This window comes from Shewanella inventionis (assembly GCF_019931735.1).
Taxonomy (GTDB): Bacteria; Pseudomonadota; Gammaproteobacteria; order Enterobacterales; family Shewanellaceae; genus Shewanella; species Shewanella inventionis.
In genome coordinates, this window is sequence record NZ_CP082926.1 from 3186415 (window position 1) to 3203331 (window position 16917).

Here is a 16917-nt window from a genome sequence, read left to right on the forward strand (position 1 = left end):
GATAAAGTAAAAGGCACCTAAAATGAGGTGCCTTTTTTATATGTTTGGAATATTAACCCCAAAGTTTTTCATCTTGATGCATTCTGTGCAGGCTTTCAGCACGAGAGACCAATAGTTGAGCAAATTTTCGTTGTGTCTCATCACGTGTGGCGCCAGATTGATGGAGATTTTCAGCTTTGAGCTGCCACATCAATGAAAAATGACGAATAGCATCACGCGCAGTTGCCGCCACTTTAACGTCTACATAATCTGATGGTAAATCACCTGACATCACCCAAAAAGTTTGTTTTTTAGGTTGTTTAGATTCCATTTTCCAAATGGCTAAATAAGGCGCAAGATAGCGACTTTCACTGGCTAGCACATTACTTGGGATCACACCTTTTTCAGCTAAAAAGCGATTGGCTTTTTGAAACTGAGTACGCACCCACTCTTGTCTCAGCGCTTCTTGATCTACTTTAGGTTCGGTTACTGGCTCTGAAACTTCTTCAGTCATAATACTTCCTATCTTATTGTTATTTTTCAGGTTAGAACAAGAATTAACCTAAAATTCAATCTCAAAAACAATGATGAAACATAAGTTACTTTACGTTTACGTAAAGTGGCAAGCTAAATTGCCACATTAATCACAAAAATAACCAAATCATGCTTTGTTGAGAGTATCGCTAAATGCTATCGTGCTGCAATAAATATAACAAGCAGTCGTTTGTACCTTATGTACTCAAACGCTCAGTAAATCACTTTACTTTTACAAACAGCAAGCGGAGATTTCACGTGGCAGTATTTAATCATGTTTCGTTCGATGAACACGAACAAGTGGTATTTTGTCATGATAAGCAAAGTGGATTAAAAGCCATTATTGCCGTTCACAACACAAACCTTGGTCCAGCCGTTGGCGGTTGCCGTATGTGGAACTATCAATCAGACGATGAAGCCTTAACTGACGTGTTACGTCTATCGCGCGGCATGACATACAAAAATGCACTTGCAGGCTTAACGATGGGTGGCGGTAAAGCCGTGATCATCGCCGATCCAAAAACAACCGACCGCGAAGCCTTGTTTTTAGCCTTTGGACGTTTTGTAAATAGTTTAGGGGGTAAATACTATTCAGCAGAAGATGTTGGGGTATCAACATCCGACATCATGATAGCCAGCCGCGAAACAGAATTTGTTGCCGGCATGGAAGGTAAATCAGGCGACCCATCACCATTAACGGCATTAGGCACTTATTTAGGCATTAAAGCAGCGGTTAAACATCAACGCGGTATTGATAGCCTTAAAGGCATTAAAGTCTCAGTACAGGGTGTCGGACACGTTGGATATTACCTGTGTAAACATCTGCATGAAGAAGGTGCAGAACTCATTGTCACCGACATTCACCAAGCATCACTTGATCGCGTTGCAAGCGAGTTTGGCGCAACTGTAGTCGCCCCACAAGACATCTACACCCAAGATGTCGATGTATATGCCCCTTGCGCATTAGGCGCCACATTAAACGACAGCACATTACCATTACTAAAGGCCACTATTGTTGCTGGCTGCGCCAATAACCAGTTAGCAGAAGTACGCCACGGCGAAAAACTTAAGCAAATGGGGATTTTGTATGCACCAGATTATGTAATTAACGCCGGCGGGATTATTAATGTGTCATTTGAGAAAAACTATGACGCTGCCGCCTCTAAAGCAAAAGTTGAGCAAATCTATCATACCTTGTTAACCATCTTTAGCCGTGCAGATGCAGAAAATCGCACCACAGGTTCGGTCGCAGACGAAATGGCCAAAGCCATTATTGATGCGGCAAGATAAACAAGATTAATTAATGCGAGGGAAATACCAAGGTATTTCCCTTTTTTATTGCCCAAAATAACTCAACTCTCACAACGCTAAAGCACTTAAGCTAAGCGCAACGTTAAGATCAAGCTTAATCAAGCTGCAATAAATCGTTCACTTAATCGTCAAATAACTGCCCTACTCTTAATTAACACTGACTCAATCTGTGTATTAGGGTAAATGACAGATGATTTCACAGAGTAAAAAACGTAATCAGCAACGCCAGCCTTTATCACATTTAACCCACAAAACGAAAATTCAACATTTTCATGCAATGTGGTTATCAGATGTTCACCTTGGCAGTATCGACTGTAAGGCTGAATTTTTACTCCACTTTTTAAATCATAGCCAATGCGACTATTTATACCTTGTTGGCGACATTGTCGATGTATGGGCACTTAAAAAAAGAGTCTACTGGCCAGACAGTCACGACAAGGTCATCAAAAAGATACTTGAGCTGGCGGCCAATGGTACGCAAGTGATTTACATACCAGGTAATCATGATGAAGCATTTAAAGCCTATGCTGACAGTCACTTTCGAGGCGTAACATTAGCTAAACAGCACATACATGAATCGATTAATGGCAAACGCTTTTTGATGCTTCATGGCGATCAGTTTGACTCACAAGTGTGTGTTAGCCGTGTTTACGCTAAATTGGGCGATCATTTATACGACGTATTATTGTGGTTAAACCGCCAGCTTCATTCAGTAAGAAGCAGCCTGGGTTATCCTTATTGGTCATTAGCCAGTTACATCAAACTTAGGGTCAACAAAGCCCAGCAAGCCATTAATCAATACCGAGATGCCGTTTTACGTTACGCGGCTAAAAAGCAGGTCGACATGGTCATTTGCGGCCATATCCACCAGCCCGAATTGTCGCAGCACACCCTTAACCAACATCATCTTATCTATGCCAATGATGGCGACTGGGTTGAAAACTGCACCCTTATTGCAGAAACCCACGATGGTAACGTTCAACTGCTCAAATGGAACGAACAAACCCTGCAAGCAGAAACGGTGACCAGTATTGAGCTAAGTCATTTGCATGAAACCCCAATCGCACCTCAAAAACAGCACGTTGCATAAAAAGGATTAGGTCATGATATTTACTGTTGATAATGTGGTGGAGAAAAACCTACCAAATGTGCACAGCAAACCCTGGTTAGCCACGCCAACCAAGGCGATGTTGCGTTATTTACTCCACGAAAAACAATGTAATGACATAGCCAATGAACACGCACATTTATCGGGAGTGGACTTTGTTGAGCAAATTCTTGCCTGTTTAAACTTTACTTACAGCGTACCTAATAACGAAGTTGAAAATATCCCCCATGAAGGACGAGTTGTGATTTATGCCAATCACCCCATTGGCTCACTAGATGCGTTAGCGTTAATCAAACTCATTAGCCAGGTTCGCCCAGACATTAAAGTGGTGGCCAATGAATTGCTTATGGCCATTAAACCACTGCACTCAATTTTACTGCCGGTGCGAAATATGACCGGTGGTACGCCAAAGCAGCATTTAGACGAAATACACCACCACCTTAAAAATGAAGGTGCAGTGCTTATCTTCCCATCAGGTGAAGTGTCTCGCTTACGCCCAACAGGCGTAACAGATCTGCATTGGCACTCTGGTTTTTTAAAAATGGCACGCGCCTGCAATGCCCCGCTACTCCCAATATATGTCGATGCCAAAAATTCAGCCACATTCTATGGCGCATCAATGATATATAAACCTCTCGCAACCTTGCTGTTAGTCAAAGAAATGTTCAAGCAAGTAGATCAGGTGATGCCGGTGCGGATCGGGCAATTAATTGCAAAAGAAGTGGTTAACAATCAAGATTTCCCGTTAAAAACCAAAGTCAAATTGCTTAAAAACCATTTATATCGGATCGGAAAAAACCGCAGCCCATTATTTACCACTCAAAATGCCATTGCTCACCCAGAAAAGCGCAGCGAATTACAGCATGCATTATCTCAATGCGAATTACTCGGGCAAACCCAAGACAACAAACAAATCTACCTGTACAAGCATCAACACAGTAGCGCCATCATGCGCGAAATTGGCCGTTTACGTGAAATCGCTTTTCGTGCTGTAGGTGAAGGAACGGGCAAACGTAGAGATACCGACAAATACGATAATCACTACTTACACTTAGTACTATGGGATAAAGATGATTTAGAAATCGTCGGAGCCTATCGCTTTGCCAGTGCAAAAGAGTTACATGAAAAGGTGGGCGAAAACGCACTTTATAGTCAATCATTGTTTGATTACAAAGAGAGCTTCACACCTTATTTCGACCAGGGATTAGAACTTGGCCGTAGCTTTGTACAACCCAAATATTGGGGCCGCAGAAGCCTAGAATACCTTTGGCAAGGTATCGGTGCATTTTTAGTAAAACACCCTCAATATCGCTATTTATTTGGCCCGGTATCATTAAGTGACAGCATGCCGTTGCAGGCAAAAGAAATGCTCGTGTTTTTCTATCAACATCACTTTGCCACCGACGAAGTGCTAGCCAGTTCATTTAACGCTTATCAATTTACGCCACAAAGAATCGAGCAATTACAGCAGATGTTTAGCGGTAGCGACTACGCAGAAAACTTTAAAATACTTAAACGGACGTTAGCAAATATGGCAGTTTCAGTCCCCACGTTATTTAAACAATATGGTGAGCTGTGCGACAATCAGGGCGTTAAATTTTTAGATTTTGGTATTGATCCAGAATTTGGCGATTGTATAGATGGCTTAGTCTTGGTGGATATTCACCAACTCAAACCCATTAAATATCAAAAATACCTGGCAGGTCATTTGCCCGCAGGGCAAATAGCCTCTTAAGTTGCCCATTAATTTACCGATTACGATGTTGTTGTAGAGCGTTAAATGATTGTTACGCTATTATTTATCTGATATAAAAAGATAAATGAGCGGGAGTCACCTATGACAACATCGACAGATCCATTAGCACAAGCAACAGATCAAGCAGCGCAATCAACTTCTCGTCATATTTGTGTCGCAGATATTATGATAACCCGTGTTGTGACCATTGATATGGATGACAGGTTGTCATTGGCTAAAGAGATTTTCGATAATGTTAGTTTCCATCATTTGTTGGTTCTTGACGAAGATGACAAGCTGAGTGGGATTTTATCTCACCGTGATTTTTTACGCGCGCTTAGTCCTAACCTCGGGACTGCGGCTGAGTTAATAAGAGATACCGAAACCCTTCAAAAACGTGTCCATCAAGTGATGAGTCATCATCCTATTACCATTGCGCCTCATTGCACTATTAATCAAGCAAGCAAACTAATTTTAGACCACGACATTGGCTGTCTTCCGGTCTTAGAAAACAATCGCATTGTGGGTATTATTACCTGGAAAGATCTACTTAAGGCATATTGCAGCACGTAATTTTACCAAATCATATTGCCCAACAGCACATACAAATTACACAATCTAACTCACACTGCAATTTGACTGTGCAATCACATTCACCTGTCTAATCACAGTTAATTTGCAACTAAAATTTTAAAAATAAATATTCCTTTAACCAGCAATAACATAAGTGAAATTATTAAATTGTTCATATTTGTGTGCTGGAAAATGTCACATTGCTCTGCTTTTATTAGTGTATTAAGGATATCGAACCACGTAAAACCTTAACATCGCAAAGTTTGTATCGGTAATTTAGGCAGTTATCATATGGAAGGATAAACATTATGATTAAATTTTCTTACCTACTCAATCAAGACAATATTGAGTTACAAGCAAGCAATTGGTGTGGCCTAGAACGGGTGTATATTAATGGCAAGGAAGTCTCACGCAAATTTAATTTTGGCTTACAAAGTATGCATGATGTGCTACTCGACAACGGTAAAAAATGCCGTTTTCAACTCATCACCGATCCGCAAACCTCATTAGTGTCTTGCCGTATATACAAGCAAAATCAACTGGTGACCATTTTAAAACAAGGTAAACAACAGCTACAAAAAAGCCAGTTCATCATCGAATCTGGCTTTGTGGTTGTGTGTGTGGGTATGTTGAGTATGTATTTATTAAGTTAATCAATACTCAATGTGGCTTATCAGCCTAAGGTAAAGTCTAAACGCACTGTAGAAGTGCCCTTTGCCGGTTTTCCATCGACAAATTTAGGCGCATAACGCCACTGGCTTAGCGCCTCAATTGATTCTTTTTCAAACAAGCTACCGCCTTTTGACTCAAGCACCTGTGGCGATTGAACAAAACCTTGCTCATCAACGGTAAATTGTAATTTTACCCAACCACTTTTACCACGAGATACATAAGACATGGGGTAATCCGGTGGGGTTCTAAATAAGGGCGTTTGCTCTTGTTGTTCACTCCATGGCGTCATTTTACCAATAGCAACACAATGCTCAGTAGCTTTGTCTCTCTGGCCTCGCTTTTGATAAATATCAACCAATAATGCATGAGCACGCAGCTCATGCGGATGACTATAAGGCAATGCTTGATATTGTTTTATCACCTCAACTAATGCATCGATTGCTTTTGTGTGCTTGCCCATTGCTTCATTTAACGCCCCATAAAGGTATGTTGCATTAACACGCTTTATTGCATTTTCTGGTAGCTTGCGGACATAAATTTCGTAAGCATCAACAGCGAAATTTCTCACAGTTCGTGTATAAAACTCAGTACCCGTTAAGCGGTAAAATGCCAAGGTTTTCACTTCAGCTACGGTGAGTTCATGATCCGACTTTTGGGCAATCTCAATCGCCTCAAACAACACTTTATTGGCATAGGCATCGTCAGCTGTGGTTTGTGCGACACCAATCAGAGGATCAATGATGTCAATGTCATTTTCAGTAAGCAGTTGACGATAAACACCTAACGCAAATTCAAATAATTGCTGAGCTTTTTCCACCTGATTGTCTTGAACCACTCTGCCACTATTTTTTTGCTTCGATTGCTCAACAATGGCGTTAGCCCAGTTTATGGCTAACTTAGCGCTGTCAAGGCTATCGACGCCAAATTTTACCGCGCCAAGTTCATAAGCTTGCCTGGCATAGGTGATAATGTCTGTTTGGTTATTGGCTTTAACAGCCTGGTTGTACTCTTGGTATGCGTGTGAGAATCCCGCCGGATCGGTATCTGTTGGTACAGCATTAGCCATCTGACTGACAAAAATACTCACCACCGATAAACGTAAAAATGTATGCATGGGTATCAATTCCTTTTTGTGTTTTCCCTATACTCAAATCACTTAATAGATAAACAGATCGCTCTACATCAATGCCGTTTTATGACTGAGATCTCGTTACCAAAAATTATTGTAATCAATTTGTTGCCAAATATCTAACCTACGTCAAACTGAAGTAAAGGTGCTTTAAACACCAATATTTGTATTCCTTAATAACGGTTTAACAAGGAGACTCAATGTCAGCCATTGCTAAATTGATGCAAGCCATGTTAGCCAGTTTCAAAGATCTTATTCCTATTATTCTCGTTGTTAGTTTTTTTGAAATATTTGTCCTTCATCAAGCGCCTGCAGAGCTGGGTTCTATCCTTGTTGGTTTAGTCTTTATTGTTTTGGGATTAACATTTTTTGTGTTTGGTTTAGAAATGGGGTTATTCCCCATAGGTGAATCATTAGCAGAAGCACTCGCACGTAAAGGCAGTGTTTTTTGGTTAGTGATTTTCTCATTCTCATTGGGATTTGGCACCACATTAGCAGAACCAGCACTAACAGCTGTGGCTAACGAAGCGGCACAAGTTGCCGCTAATGCTAGGGCGATTGAGGCCAATGAGCAGGCCATGAGCACTTACGCGATGGGACTGCGAATTACAGTGGCCATTTCGGTGGGTCTGGCCATTTTGCTTGGGGTTGTGCGTATTCTTAAAGGTTGGCCGATTCATTACTTAATTATTGGTGGCTACATAATAGTGATGATCCTCACCAGCTTTGCCCCGGCCAATATTATTGGTATTGCCTACGACTCAGGTGGCGTCACCACATCAACCATTACTGTGCCCTTAGTGACTGCATTAGGTGTGGGGCTTGCCAGTGTGATTAAAGGCAGAAACCCAATGTTAGATGGTTTTGGATTGATAGCTTTTGCCAGCCTCAGCCCAATGATATTTGTATTAATCTACGGCATGGTATTTTTAAATTAATACCGCGTTACCACGCAACTAGGAGTGCGTTTGTTTCAAGAATTGCTCACGACACTTTTACTTACAGCCCGCGATGTCATCCCCATTGCGGTGATTTTGTTTGGCTTTCAGCTTGGGGTACTTAAACGCCCAGTAAACCAGTGGCGCAAAGTGCTGCTTGGATTTGTGTATGTGATTATAGGATTAACCTTTTTCTTAGTCGGTTTACAGCTCGCACTCTTCCCCATTGGCGAAAGCATGGCAAACCAATTAACCACCAGCGAGTTTTTACACCCAAATGGCAGCAAGGCACCTTTTATTTGGCAAGATTATTTTTGGGTATATGTGTTTGCCGCAGCTATTGGTTTTAGCACCACCATTGCAGAGCCGTCGCTCATAGCAGTAGCCATTAAAGCCAATCAAGTGTCTGCTGGCACCATTGGTATTCAAGGATTGCGTATTTCGGTCGCGATTGGAGTGGCCATTGGGATTACCTTAGGCTGTTTTCGTATTGTGGTTGGCGATCCCATTCATTATTACATTATGGCCGGTTACGTGATTGTTGTTATTCAAACCTTTTATGCACCTAAAATGATTGTACCTTTGGCATATGACTCAGGCGGCGTAACCACTTCAACCGTCACCGTGCCACTGGTTGCGGCATTAGGCCTTGGGCTTGCCACCAATGTTGAAGGCCGAAACCCGCTGATTGATGGTTTTGGTTTAATCGCCTTTGCCAGCTTATTTCCGATGATCACCGTAATGGGTTATGCCCAAATCGTTGATTATTTATCTAAACGTAAAGCGATTAAGGAGTAACCTATGCGCTTTAAACTGATCGTCGCTTTTATCGACGAAGACTGCACAGACAACGTGCTCGATGCCGCGCGTCTTGCTGGTGCCACTGGTGCCACGGTTATTAATCATGCACGAGGTGAAGGCTTAGAAAAAAAGAAAACCTTTATGGGCCTTACGTTAGATATGCAGCGAGATGTCATTTTATGGTTAGTTGAAGAACATATGTGTCGACATATTTTAGAGACTATCTCAACAGTTGGCGAGTTTGACACTAACTCAGGTAAAGGTATCGCTATTCAAATCGATGTTGAAGATGCCGTAGGTGTGGCTCATCAGGTAGAAAAATTAAGTAAAGACATTGAGGATCAAATATGAGTAGTAGAACCCCTACCCGTAATCGCGATGTGATGAATAACCGCTTCGCTATGGTGGACGGCATGCACACAGTTGCGGAGGCCATCCAAGTTGCCGTGACCAAAAATGTCAGTATTTTGGTCGTTGATAAACGCAATGAGCATGACGAATACGGTATGGTATTAATGAGTGACATCGCCCGTAAGGTTCTGGCAAAAGACAAATCACCAGAGCGAACTAACATTTATGAAATTATGATAAAACCGGTGTTTTCGGTACCTGCAGATATGGATGTGCGCTATACCGCAAGGCTCTTTGAACGCTTTAACATTAACAAAGCCCCGGTTGTAGAAAGCGGAAGTATTCTTGGGTTTGTCACCTATGACGATATAGTCTTAAAAGGGATGATCAACACGACCTCTTCATAATGCAAATGCCAAATTCCTAATTAATGTAAAAATGGCTGTTTCATGGTTTACGGTTGGTTGGGAATTTCCGCCAGCCAAGATAACGGACAAAGGTTTTAACACTATGCATTGGATTTTTTAACCAATGCCCGTTTTTAATCTGTAACCTGTAAAACGCTTTAAACACTATATAAAACATTAAGTGATTACAGCTAAACTGCGTCCTGCTGAGCCATATCTTGGGGTTGTGATGTCAGTGTATCAGGGGCTGAAATATCACAAACAATATTACGTCCGCTATTTTTGGCCTGATATAACGCCTTGTCAGCCAATTTAATCAGTTCTTCTAATTTTTTCATGTGGCAATGATACTCAGCCACGCCAAAACTGGCCGTGACAGATAACACCCCACCTTCATGAAATACCGCAATGGCTGCTATTTTTTCACGAATATCATTGGCAAATTGCATCGCTGCTAATTTAGAGGTATTGGGCAAAAATAAAATAAACTCTTCACCGCCCCATCGCGCCAGCACGTCGCTTTTTCTTGTATGTTGTTTTAATGTGTTAGCAATTGTTTTAAGAGCCAAATCTCCTACTGCATGGCCATATTGATCATTAATGGTTTTAAACCAATCGATATCTAACAGGATCATGCTAAATGGTGTTTGCTCCCTTACGCCCAACTCCCAAAGCGGTGTGGCATTAACAGTAAAAGCCCGCCGATTATACAAGCCTGTTAAGTGATCATATTGAGCAATGACTTCTGCGGTAATCCGCGCCTTATCAACCTCTTTTAAATTAAACGCTAATGCTAAAGCTAAAATCGACATTTCAATTAACATACCTATCTCAATACCATGAAATAAAAAGGTATTGTATGGAATAGCCCCCCAGGTTGTTGCCGCCGAAAAAGCCGCTCCTCCAGCCCCGAGAAAAACCGCTGGAATAAAAAATTTAACCATAACATGGCCATTTTTTAACGCTAGCAACCCAAGGCTGATAAAAATAACCACTAAACTCGAGGTCAACGCCACCCCAATATTCACCGCCAAGAGTTGATCGCCATAAATGAACACGCCCAACATAAGCAATATTAGCGAAGCATAAATGAGATGATTCAAGCGATATACACGAGGCAAGTAGGTTTTTAACTTCAGAAACTCAAAGCAAAATGCAATGCCAAAAAGAATGTAACAGTATAGAAAAAAGATCATAGCCCAACGTTGAACAAATAAAGCCTCCGGCCAGAACAATTTAAAACCATGGCCTGTATAAGCAACATTTAAGCTCAAAAAAGAAAGCAAATACAGAGAGTAATAAATATATCGACTGTCTTTTAAACTAACAGAAAGTACAATGTTGTACACCAGTAGCATTAAAAACGCGCCGTATAAAAAACCATAAAAGTAATTATTAATTTCTAAATTACGTTGGATCATTTTTTCTGTGGTCAAATACAGAGGGATCAATAACGGGTCTTTTGACTCAAACCTAATTAACACTTGGGTTAGGCCAGGCTTAAACTCATAAGCTTCGGATATCATCCGTGTTTGAGAGCGACGCGAACTAAAAGGAAGTGTGTCACCGGTAAAGACATTTGCGACTAACTTATTTTGCCGAACAAAGTAAAAGTTAGCACTGTCTAACCAGGCTGAATCAAGATAAAAAAACTTTTTTATGGGTAAATTAGATGCATTGTTAATTAACACAGAAGTCCAAATCACATCACGAGTAAAACCAAAGCTGACTTTACCGCCATGATTTGGGACAAAATCACCTTGCCGATAACGACTCAGTGCTTCTTCAAACGACACATCGCCACTCGTAACCTGTAAAATAGCCAATTGCTGGCTAATGAATAACTCATCAGCAACATTTGTTAATTCAACAGGTTTACTTGCAACGTAAAAACTGCAAAAAAATAGTAACACCAGTAAATGTCGAATAGCGAATACCCTAGCAATTTATTTAATATTAGATTAGCCCCAGATGTTATGTTTGTCTAACCATTCAGTGTCAGTAAATACAAGCATTTCCTTGGGCCATTTTTACTGCGTTATCGACTATTTATATAGAATTACTACACATCAAAGTCTCTGCCGAGCAGTAACATATGTAAATAATGTTCAACAATTTGGTGCAAAAAAACCTTGAACAATCAACAGGCCCTGGCTAATTCTGCAACAATAAAATCAATAAGAGTTCGGGTTTTAAGTGGTAATTTTTTATCTTTATACAATAAATGTATCGGCATGGATTCTGGCGGGGTTAAATTATCAATGTTAACCAAGAGCCCGGCAGCAATGGCCTCTTTAACAACTATCGACGGTTGCAATATCACCCCTAATCCATCAATTGCAGCTTGCGTTAGTACCAAACCACTGTTTGACAATAATCTAAACTGGCGTTTACCAAATATTTGCTGATGCGCTACAGACAAAGAAGCATTTGTGGAATAGCTAAAACCGAGGCATTGATGATCTTGTAAATCTTCACGAGAATAGATTATAGGGTGCGTGGCGAGGTACTGCGGCGAGGCACAAAATTGCATATCGTAATCCATAATATGTCGGCCTATGAGAGCTGAGTCGTGGAGTTCTCCAATTCTTACCACCAAATCAATATTATTATTCAGCGGATCTATCAAATTATTATCTAAGCGTAATTCAACATCAATTTGTGGATACTGAAGCAAAAATCGATTCACAATAGGCGCTAATACACAATTACCAAAACTCACCGGTGCGTTGACACTTATGCTACCTCGTGGCGTACCAGCAAGTAATTGCAACGTGTTTTCAGCCGCTGCAATAGCAGCTAATATCGTTTTACACTCTTGATAATACACTCGCCCAGACTCTGTGAGCGATTGCTGTCGAGTATTGCGATTAATCAACTTTATACCAAGATATGCTTCTAACTGATTAATGTGTTTGCTAACCATAGTGCGGCTGATATTAAACTGATGTGCTGCATCGCCGTAATTACCAACCTCTGCCACATAACTAAATACCTGCATCGCCACTAACTTATCCACTCAATACCTCATGACTGCGCCCAAATGCCACACAATTATAAACCTGTGGTGTTTTCTGTAAACACCAGCAGACCATTTAGCACGACGCTTAACTGGTTTACGATGAGGTTAAAGTTAATGGGAGTGATGATGAACAATAAACTGGATCAACAAGGCGTATTTATTACTGCCGAAATACACATAAAAAATGAGGTGTCACTAGCACAAGGTATGGCCGCCATACATCAATTTTGTGCCGACATGAACAGCGAGCCGGGCTGCTCTCTTGCAATGGCGTTACAAAGTAAAACGAACCCAAAGCAATTTGTATTTTGGGAGCGTTATGATGATCAAGCGGCCTTTGACGCACACTTTGCTGCACCTCATACTCAAGCCTTTATTAAAGCTGGGCTCACCGAGCTAAAACAAGCCTTTGATTATCAACGCCTAGCCACTGAGGAATAACCAATGAGTAAAATGATTAACTGGGGTATTTTAGGTACCAGCTTTATTTCTGGTGTCATGGCTGATGCGATAAAAGCACAGGGGCAAAGCGTTATTTATGGCGTAGCAGGGCGCAACACCACTACACTCGCTGAATTTTCCGCACAATATCAAATTCCACACCAATTCACTGATTTTGATGCGTTAATCAACTCTCCAAAAGTTGATGTTGTGTATATTGCACTGCCTAATCACCTACATCATGAATACATCATAAAAGCGGCCAATGCGGGTAAAGCAATTTTATGTGAGAAGTCCCTGTCGGTCGATATGCCATCTACCATTGCAAGCCTTGATGCAATTAAGCAAAACAAGGTGTTTTTTCTTGAAGGTTTAATGTATTTAGCCCACCCTTTCATGCAGCAGCTGAGTAAAACACTTGCAAGTGGTGTTATTGGTGAAATCAAGAGCATTCGTGGTCAGTATTGCGCTGCTATCAGCCAATTTGTCAATCCGGCCAGTCTTGGGGCGCTGTTTAATCTTGGTTGCTACCCAGCATCTCTCATGCAGTTAGTCATGCAACAACAGTTTGGCAATAACATCAGCCAGCAATATCAATTGCAAGCCACTGGCCGACGCGGGCAAGATGGCAATATATGTGAATCTACAGCTATTGTGACTTATGCTAACGGTGTGCAATGCCATTTACATACAGCTGAAGACTATGGCTTACACGCCGGATTTACCATTTTAGGCAGTTTAGGAAGTATTGAGTTCACCTCAAACCCCTGGTTGCCAGAAGCTCAGGGGAATCATTTTTCGGTGAGGTTATATGAGCAAGATGCAGAAATTGTGAACGTTGCAGCCAAAGGTAATGGTTTTTACTACCAGGTAGAAGCGGTATTTGCGGCGCTAGACAATAAGCAATACACAGTGCCAAGACCATTAGCACAATTGCAAGACTCGCACGATATCATGAACCTGTTAACCGCTTGGCATCACGCCGCGTTAGAAAGCAGCGCTGAAAACCTGACCGTTAAACGTTAGGCAATCGTTAATTCGTTGTTGCTGCACAGCGGACAGTTCAGCAACAGCGAAAAACGCATATTCACTGTGTTCATTACTCAACTGTATTTTTGCCCCCTTAGGCAACTCACAACGAAAAATAAACGCTTGTGATTGGTAAGCACGGTGAAAATACACTCCAGATAAATACTGAATATCAACATAACAACCAAGCTCTTCTAAACATTCACGTTTTAAAGCTTGATGGATTGTTTCGTTAGGATCAAGCCCGCCCCCAGGCAAACCCCAATGCTTATCGCCGTAGGTCGCTTTTAATAACAAAACTTCCCCAGCATCATTGGTAATAACCGCATGCGAGCTCAATCTAAAGTGAGCTTACGGCAGCGTAGCTCAACTTATTTCAATTAACCTGATTTAATCATTGTAACTAAATCAACCCGGTCACAATGATGCCAGATAAACTCCTTAACACCCTCGCTAACTTTGAACAGTGGCGAAGCAATAAACCTTCTCGAGGTAGTGCAATCCCTGAAAATTTGCGCCAGCAAGCGATCGCCCTTTTACCGCATTATTCAAAAACAACCATTGTTAAAAAGTTGCGTATTAGTCATGAGCAATTCAATACTTGGCTTACCGCCAACTCATCAAGTGATGTATCCAATCACTTTATTTCACTACCCAATGCAACGCCGATAACCGAGTCGCTTTCTATCTCCCTGAAGTTCAACAATGGCAATTCTTTAGCCGTATCTGGCGAAGTCAGCGAAACACGGTTTGCTCAGTTAATTGAGGCCATAAAATCATGATCCATTTAACCCGTCATAGCGACATTTTGATTGCTACCCAGCCCGCTGATTTTCGTCAAGGCATTGATGGGTTAGCTACGCTGTGTAAACAACGCCTTCATTGTGAGCCTCGCTCTGGTACCTTGTTTGTTTTTATTAATCGTAACAAAACCATGGTGCGCGCACTCGCTTATGAAAATAACGGTTTTTGGTTGATGACAAAGCGTTTATCTAAGGGCAAGTTCTCTGGCTGGCCAACCATTAATAGTGCCATGACGTCCGTGGACGCCAAACATTTACGGCAATTGCTCAGCGGGAATTACCACCCATTATAAATAACCGCTTGATTTCATTTTAAATGGGATCATACTCCATCCTCTTTTTTATTCCCGCAGGCAAAAGGCTTATTGTGGCAAAACCTTTTAACGATATCGATGCACAATCTCTCGATGATTTAATCAAGCGAGTGATTGAAGCCAAAGAAAATAATCTTGCGCTTAGCGCTGATGATTATCAGTTATTGCTTGATGCGTTACTGACATTAACAACAACACAAAACAAGCTAGCTGACCACGGTATCACCGTGCATAAATTACGTAAGTTACTTGGGATTGAAAAATCATCAGAAAAACAAAGCGACCTGTGTAAAGCACAGAAAAAAACCAGCAAGAAAAGTAAAAAACCAAAAACACAGGATGAAGACTTTACACAGGTCAAACCGGTTATCATCAAACATGCGTTAAACGAAGTAAATAAAGGGGATAGCTGCCCAGAATGTTTGAAAGGTAAGGTCTATAAAGTCGAGCCTGGCAGTTTGTTGCGCATTACAGGGCAAACGCCTTTTACCCCAGAGCAACATATTATGGAGCGCTTGCGTTGCAATGCGTGTGGTGCCTATTTCACGGCAAACCTGCCCGATGAAGTATTACATGACGGTAATAGTCATCAAAAATATGGTTACTCTGCGCGTGCGTTAATGGCGATTTATAAATACTTTGCAGGGCTACCTTTTTATCGTCAAGGCAACATCCAAAAGCTATTGGGCGTCAACATCACTGCGTCGACGGTGTTTGACCAAGTAGAGCTTGTCTGTGATGCGATTTATCCTGTTTACCAGCACTTGTTTGAGTTGGCTGGCGATGCAAAGCACTATTACTTAGATGACACCACCCACCGTATTCTTGACGCCAAGCCAGTTGAAAAGAAAGTACGTAATAGCGAGAAAACACGCTTGCGCTCAGGTGTTTATACATCAGGAGTGATTGCCAGCTTAAAAACGGGCCATGATATTGTGTTATTTGAAACCAATATTGGGCACGCAGGTGAGTTTATCGACCGCATACTCTACAAACGACAAGTCACTGTCGCACCGATATTAATGAGTGATGCGCTCGCCAGTAATCAGCCAAGTACTTGCGAGGTTGAAACATCACTTTGTAATAGCCATGCAAGGCGCCAGTTTGTCGATGTCATTAATCATTTCCCCGAAGAGGTTGAAAATATACTCACACTCTATGGTGAAGTTTGGCGCAATGAACAGACAACCATTGAACGTGAACTCACCGCACGCGAGCGACTTGAGTACCATCAGCAACATTCATTACCCATACTTGAAGCGATTAAAAGTTGGGGTGAAAAGCACTTTACTAATGAAAGCATTGAAGAAAATAGCGGTCTAGGCAAAGCTATCCGTTATTTTTTAAAACACTATGACGGGCTGAGTTTATTTTGCCATCACGAAGGGGTAAAAATAGATAATAACCGCATAGAATCGATGTTAAAAATAGTGGTGCGAGATAGAAAAAATGCGATGTTTCGTAAAAGCTTACTCGGTGCGAACATTGGCGATGTTATCACGTCGATGATAGCAACAGGCAATGAAGCAGGCATCAATGTATTTGATTACTTTACGCGACTGCAACGAGATGCGGATGATGCAAAAAAGCATCCTGAAAAATACCTACCTTGGAATTATCTCGACCAATACCAATAATAAACCGCTCATAATCAAGCAATGCTTGGGCCAGTGGCCTAAGTATTGCCGTGCCTGAAATTTAAGAAACCAGATTTTTTGCTTTATTACTTATGTCACGCCATGCTGCCGTAAGCTCACGCCATGCCTGAAT

Annotated in this window: 19 protein-coding genes; 14 read left to right on the forward strand and 5 right to left on the reverse strand. The window is 41.4% G+C overall.

Translation table 11 applies throughout. The features are described from left to right. Positions 1 to 52: 52 nt before the first annotated feature. Positions 53 to 493 (reverse strand): DUF4826 family protein, encoded by a 441-nt coding sequence (locus K8B83_RS14060; protein ID WP_223417458.1) that lies wholly within the window; start codon positions 491 to 493, stop codon positions 53 to 55. Between the two features lie 278 nt (positions 494 to 771). On the opposite strand from K8B83_RS14060, the gene K8B83_RS14065 reads away from it, so the two are divergent. From K8B83_RS14065 to K8B83_RS14085, 5 genes are all read left to right on the forward strand, one after another. Beyond that, positions 772 to 1803, forward strand: a complete 1032-nt coding sequence (locus tag K8B83_RS14065; RefSeq protein WP_188737046.1) for a Glu/Leu/Phe/Val dehydrogenase — start codon at positions 772 to 774, stop codon at positions 1801 to 1803. A 211-nt stretch (positions 1804 to 2014) separates the two neighbouring features. Then, entirely contained in the window at positions 2015 to 2914 is a 900-nt protein-coding gene (locus K8B83_RS14070; RefSeq protein ID WP_223417460.1) for a UDP-2,3-diacylglucosamine diphosphatase, read from the forward strand. 13 nt (positions 2915 to 2927) lie between these two features. Then, positions 2928 to 4667 (forward strand): GNAT family N-acyltransferase, encoded by a 1740-nt coding sequence (locus tag K8B83_RS14075; RefSeq protein WP_188737051.1) that lies wholly within the window; start codon positions 2928 to 2930, stop codon positions 4665 to 4667. 186 nt (positions 4668 to 4853) lie between these two features. Further along, complete coding sequence (locus K8B83_RS14080; RefSeq protein ID WP_223420074.1) at positions 4854 to 5240, forward strand: CBS domain-containing protein; 387 nt, start codon at positions 4854 to 4856, stop codon at positions 5238 to 5240. Between the two features lie 308 nt (positions 5241 to 5548). Further along, positions 5549 to 5893, forward strand: coding sequence for a hypothetical protein (locus K8B83_RS14085; RefSeq protein ID WP_188737057.1), 345 nt, complete (start codon positions 5549 to 5551; stop codon positions 5891 to 5893). A gap of 20 nt (positions 5894 to 5913) precedes the next feature. Here K8B83_RS14085 and K8B83_RS14090 read toward each other — a convergent pair whose 3' ends face one another. Then, on the reverse strand, positions 5914 to 7026 hold the full coding sequence (locus K8B83_RS14090) for a TonB family protein (protein WP_223417462.1): 1113 nt from the start codon (positions 7024 to 7026) through the stop codon (positions 5914 to 5916). Between the two features lie 215 nt (positions 7027 to 7241). Between K8B83_RS14090 and K8B83_RS14095 the strand changes: the two genes are divergently transcribed. Genes K8B83_RS14095 through K8B83_RS14110 form a run of 4 tightly spaced genes read left to right on the forward strand, consistent with a single transcriptional unit; the run spans position 7242 to position 9538 of the window. Next, positions 7242 to 7979 carry a DUF1538 domain-containing protein gene (locus K8B83_RS14095; RefSeq protein WP_188737062.1) on the forward strand — a complete coding sequence of 246 codons (738 nt, stop codon included), beginning with the start codon at positions 7242 to 7244 and terminating at the stop codon, positions 7977 to 7979. Positions 7980 to 8009: 30 nt separating this feature from the next. Continuing rightward, positions 8010 to 8777 (forward strand): DUF1538 domain-containing protein, encoded by a 768-nt coding sequence (locus K8B83_RS14100; protein WP_283104356.1) that lies wholly within the window; start codon positions 8010 to 8012, stop codon positions 8775 to 8777. Between the two features lie 3 nt (positions 8778 to 8780). Next, positions 8781 to 9131: a P-II family nitrogen regulator gene (locus K8B83_RS14105; protein WP_223417464.1), complete on the forward strand. Its 351-nt coding sequence runs from the start codon at positions 8781 to 8783 to the stop codon at positions 9129 to 9131. Beyond that, positions 9128 to 9538 carry a CBS domain-containing protein gene (locus K8B83_RS14110; protein ID WP_223417470.1) on the forward strand — a complete coding sequence of 137 codons (411 nt, stop codon included), beginning with the start codon at positions 9128 to 9130 and terminating at the stop codon, positions 9536 to 9538. The genes K8B83_RS14105 and K8B83_RS14110 overlap by 4 nt, the downstream gene beginning before the upstream one ends. A 191-nt stretch (positions 9539 to 9729) precedes the next feature. Here K8B83_RS14110 and K8B83_RS14115 read toward each other — a convergent pair whose 3' ends face one another. Both K8B83_RS14115 and K8B83_RS14120 read right to left on the reverse strand, forming a co-directional pair. Next, positions 9730 to 11451, reverse strand: coding sequence for a diguanylate cyclase (locus K8B83_RS14115; protein WP_223417475.1), 1722 nt, complete (start codon positions 11449 to 11451; stop codon positions 9730 to 9732). 227 nt (positions 11452 to 11678) lie between these two features. Next, a complete protein-coding gene (locus K8B83_RS14120) occupies positions 11679 to 12557 on the reverse strand; it encodes a LysR family transcriptional regulator (protein ID WP_223417477.1) in 879 nt (292 codons plus the stop codon). 126 nt (positions 12558 to 12683) lie between these two features. On the opposite strand from K8B83_RS14120, the gene K8B83_RS14125 reads away from it, so the two are divergent. Both K8B83_RS14125 and K8B83_RS14130 read left to right on the forward strand, forming a co-directional pair. Beyond that, on the forward strand, positions 12684 to 13001 hold the full coding sequence (locus tag K8B83_RS14125; protein ID WP_223417479.1) for a putative quinol monooxygenase: 318 nt from the start codon (positions 12684 to 12686) through the stop codon (positions 12999 to 13001). Between the two features lie 3 nt (positions 13002 to 13004). After that, entirely contained in the window at positions 13005 to 14027 is a 1023-nt protein-coding gene (locus tag K8B83_RS14130) for a Gfo/Idh/MocA family protein (protein WP_223417486.1), read from the forward strand. Here the strand turns inward: K8B83_RS14130 and K8B83_RS14135 are convergent. Further along, on the reverse strand, positions 13989 to 14369 hold the full coding sequence (locus tag K8B83_RS14135; protein ID WP_223417488.1) for an NUDIX hydrolase: 381 nt from the start codon (positions 14367 to 14369) through the stop codon (positions 13989 to 13991). The two genes, K8B83_RS14130 and K8B83_RS14135, sit on opposite strands and share 39 nt — an antisense overlap. A gap of 83 nt (positions 14370 to 14452) precedes the next feature. Between K8B83_RS14135 and K8B83_RS14140 the strand changes: the two genes are divergently transcribed. From K8B83_RS14140 to tnpC, 3 genes are read left to right on the forward strand one after another with little or no spacing between them, the layout of a single operon-like run. Further along, on the forward strand, positions 14453 to 14812 hold the full coding sequence (locus K8B83_RS14140; protein ID WP_086904927.1) for a hypothetical protein: 360 nt from the start codon (positions 14453 to 14455) through the stop codon (positions 14810 to 14812). Next, entirely contained in the window at positions 14809 to 15126 is a 318-nt protein-coding gene (gene tnpB, locus K8B83_RS14145) for an IS66 family insertion sequence element accessory protein TnpB (protein WP_086904928.1), read from the forward strand. Before K8B83_RS14140 ends, tnpB begins: the two co-directional genes overlap by 4 nt. Positions 15127 to 15149: 23 nt before the next feature. Next, on the forward strand, positions 15150 to 16784 hold the full coding sequence (gene tnpC / locus K8B83_RS14150) for an IS66 family transposase (RefSeq protein ID WP_223417497.1): 1635 nt from the start codon (positions 15150 to 15152) through the stop codon (positions 16782 to 16784). The last annotated feature ends 133 nt before the right edge of the window (positions 16785 to 16917 follow it).

Coding starts and splice junctions, on each gene's coding strand:
- K8B83_RS14060 (WP_223417458.1), bottom strand. CDS start 493: ATGACTGAAGAAGTTTCAGAGCCAGTAACCGAACCTAAAGTAGATCAA.
- K8B83_RS14070 (WP_223417460.1), top strand. CDS start 2,015: ATGATTTCACAGAGTAAAAAACGTAATCAGCAACGCCAGCCTTTATCA.
- K8B83_RS14075 (WP_188737051.1), top strand. CDS start 2,928: ATGATATTTACTGTTGATAATGTGGTGGAGAAAAACCTACCAAATGTG.
- K8B83_RS14080 (WP_223420074.1), top strand. CDS start 4,854: ATGATAACCCGTGTTGTGACCATTGATATGGATGACAGGTTGTCATTG.
- K8B83_RS14085 (WP_188737057.1), top strand. CDS start 5,549: ATGATTAAATTTTCTTACCTACTCAATCAAGACAATATTGAGTTACAA.
- K8B83_RS14090 (WP_223417462.1), bottom strand. CDS start 7,026: ATGCATACATTTTTACGTTTATCGGTGGTGAGTATTTTTGTCAGTCAG.
- K8B83_RS14095 (WP_188737062.1), top strand. CDS start 7,242: ATGTCAGCCATTGCTAAATTGATGCAAGCCATGTTAGCCAGTTTCAAA.
- K8B83_RS14105 (WP_223417464.1), top strand. CDS start 8,781: ATGCGCTTTAAACTGATCGTCGCTTTTATCGACGAAGACTGCACAGAC.
- K8B83_RS14110 (WP_223417470.1), top strand. CDS start 9,128: ATGAGTAGTAGAACCCCTACCCGTAATCGCGATGTGATGAATAACCGC.
- K8B83_RS14125 (WP_223417479.1), top strand. CDS start 12,684: ATGATGAACAATAAACTGGATCAACAAGGCGTATTTATTACTGCCGAA.
- K8B83_RS14130 (WP_223417486.1), top strand. CDS start 13,005: ATGAGTAAAATGATTAACTGGGGTATTTTAGGTACCAGCTTTATTTCT.
- K8B83_RS14140 (WP_086904927.1), top strand. CDS start 14,453: ATGATGCCAGATAAACTCCTTAACACCCTCGCTAACTTTGAACAGTGG.
- tnpB (WP_086904928.1), top strand. CDS start 14,809: ATGATCCATTTAACCCGTCATAGCGACATTTTGATTGCTACCCAGCCC.
- tnpC (WP_223417497.1), top strand. CDS start 15,150: ATGGGATCATACTCCATCCTCTTTTTTATTCCCGCAGGCAAAAGGCTT.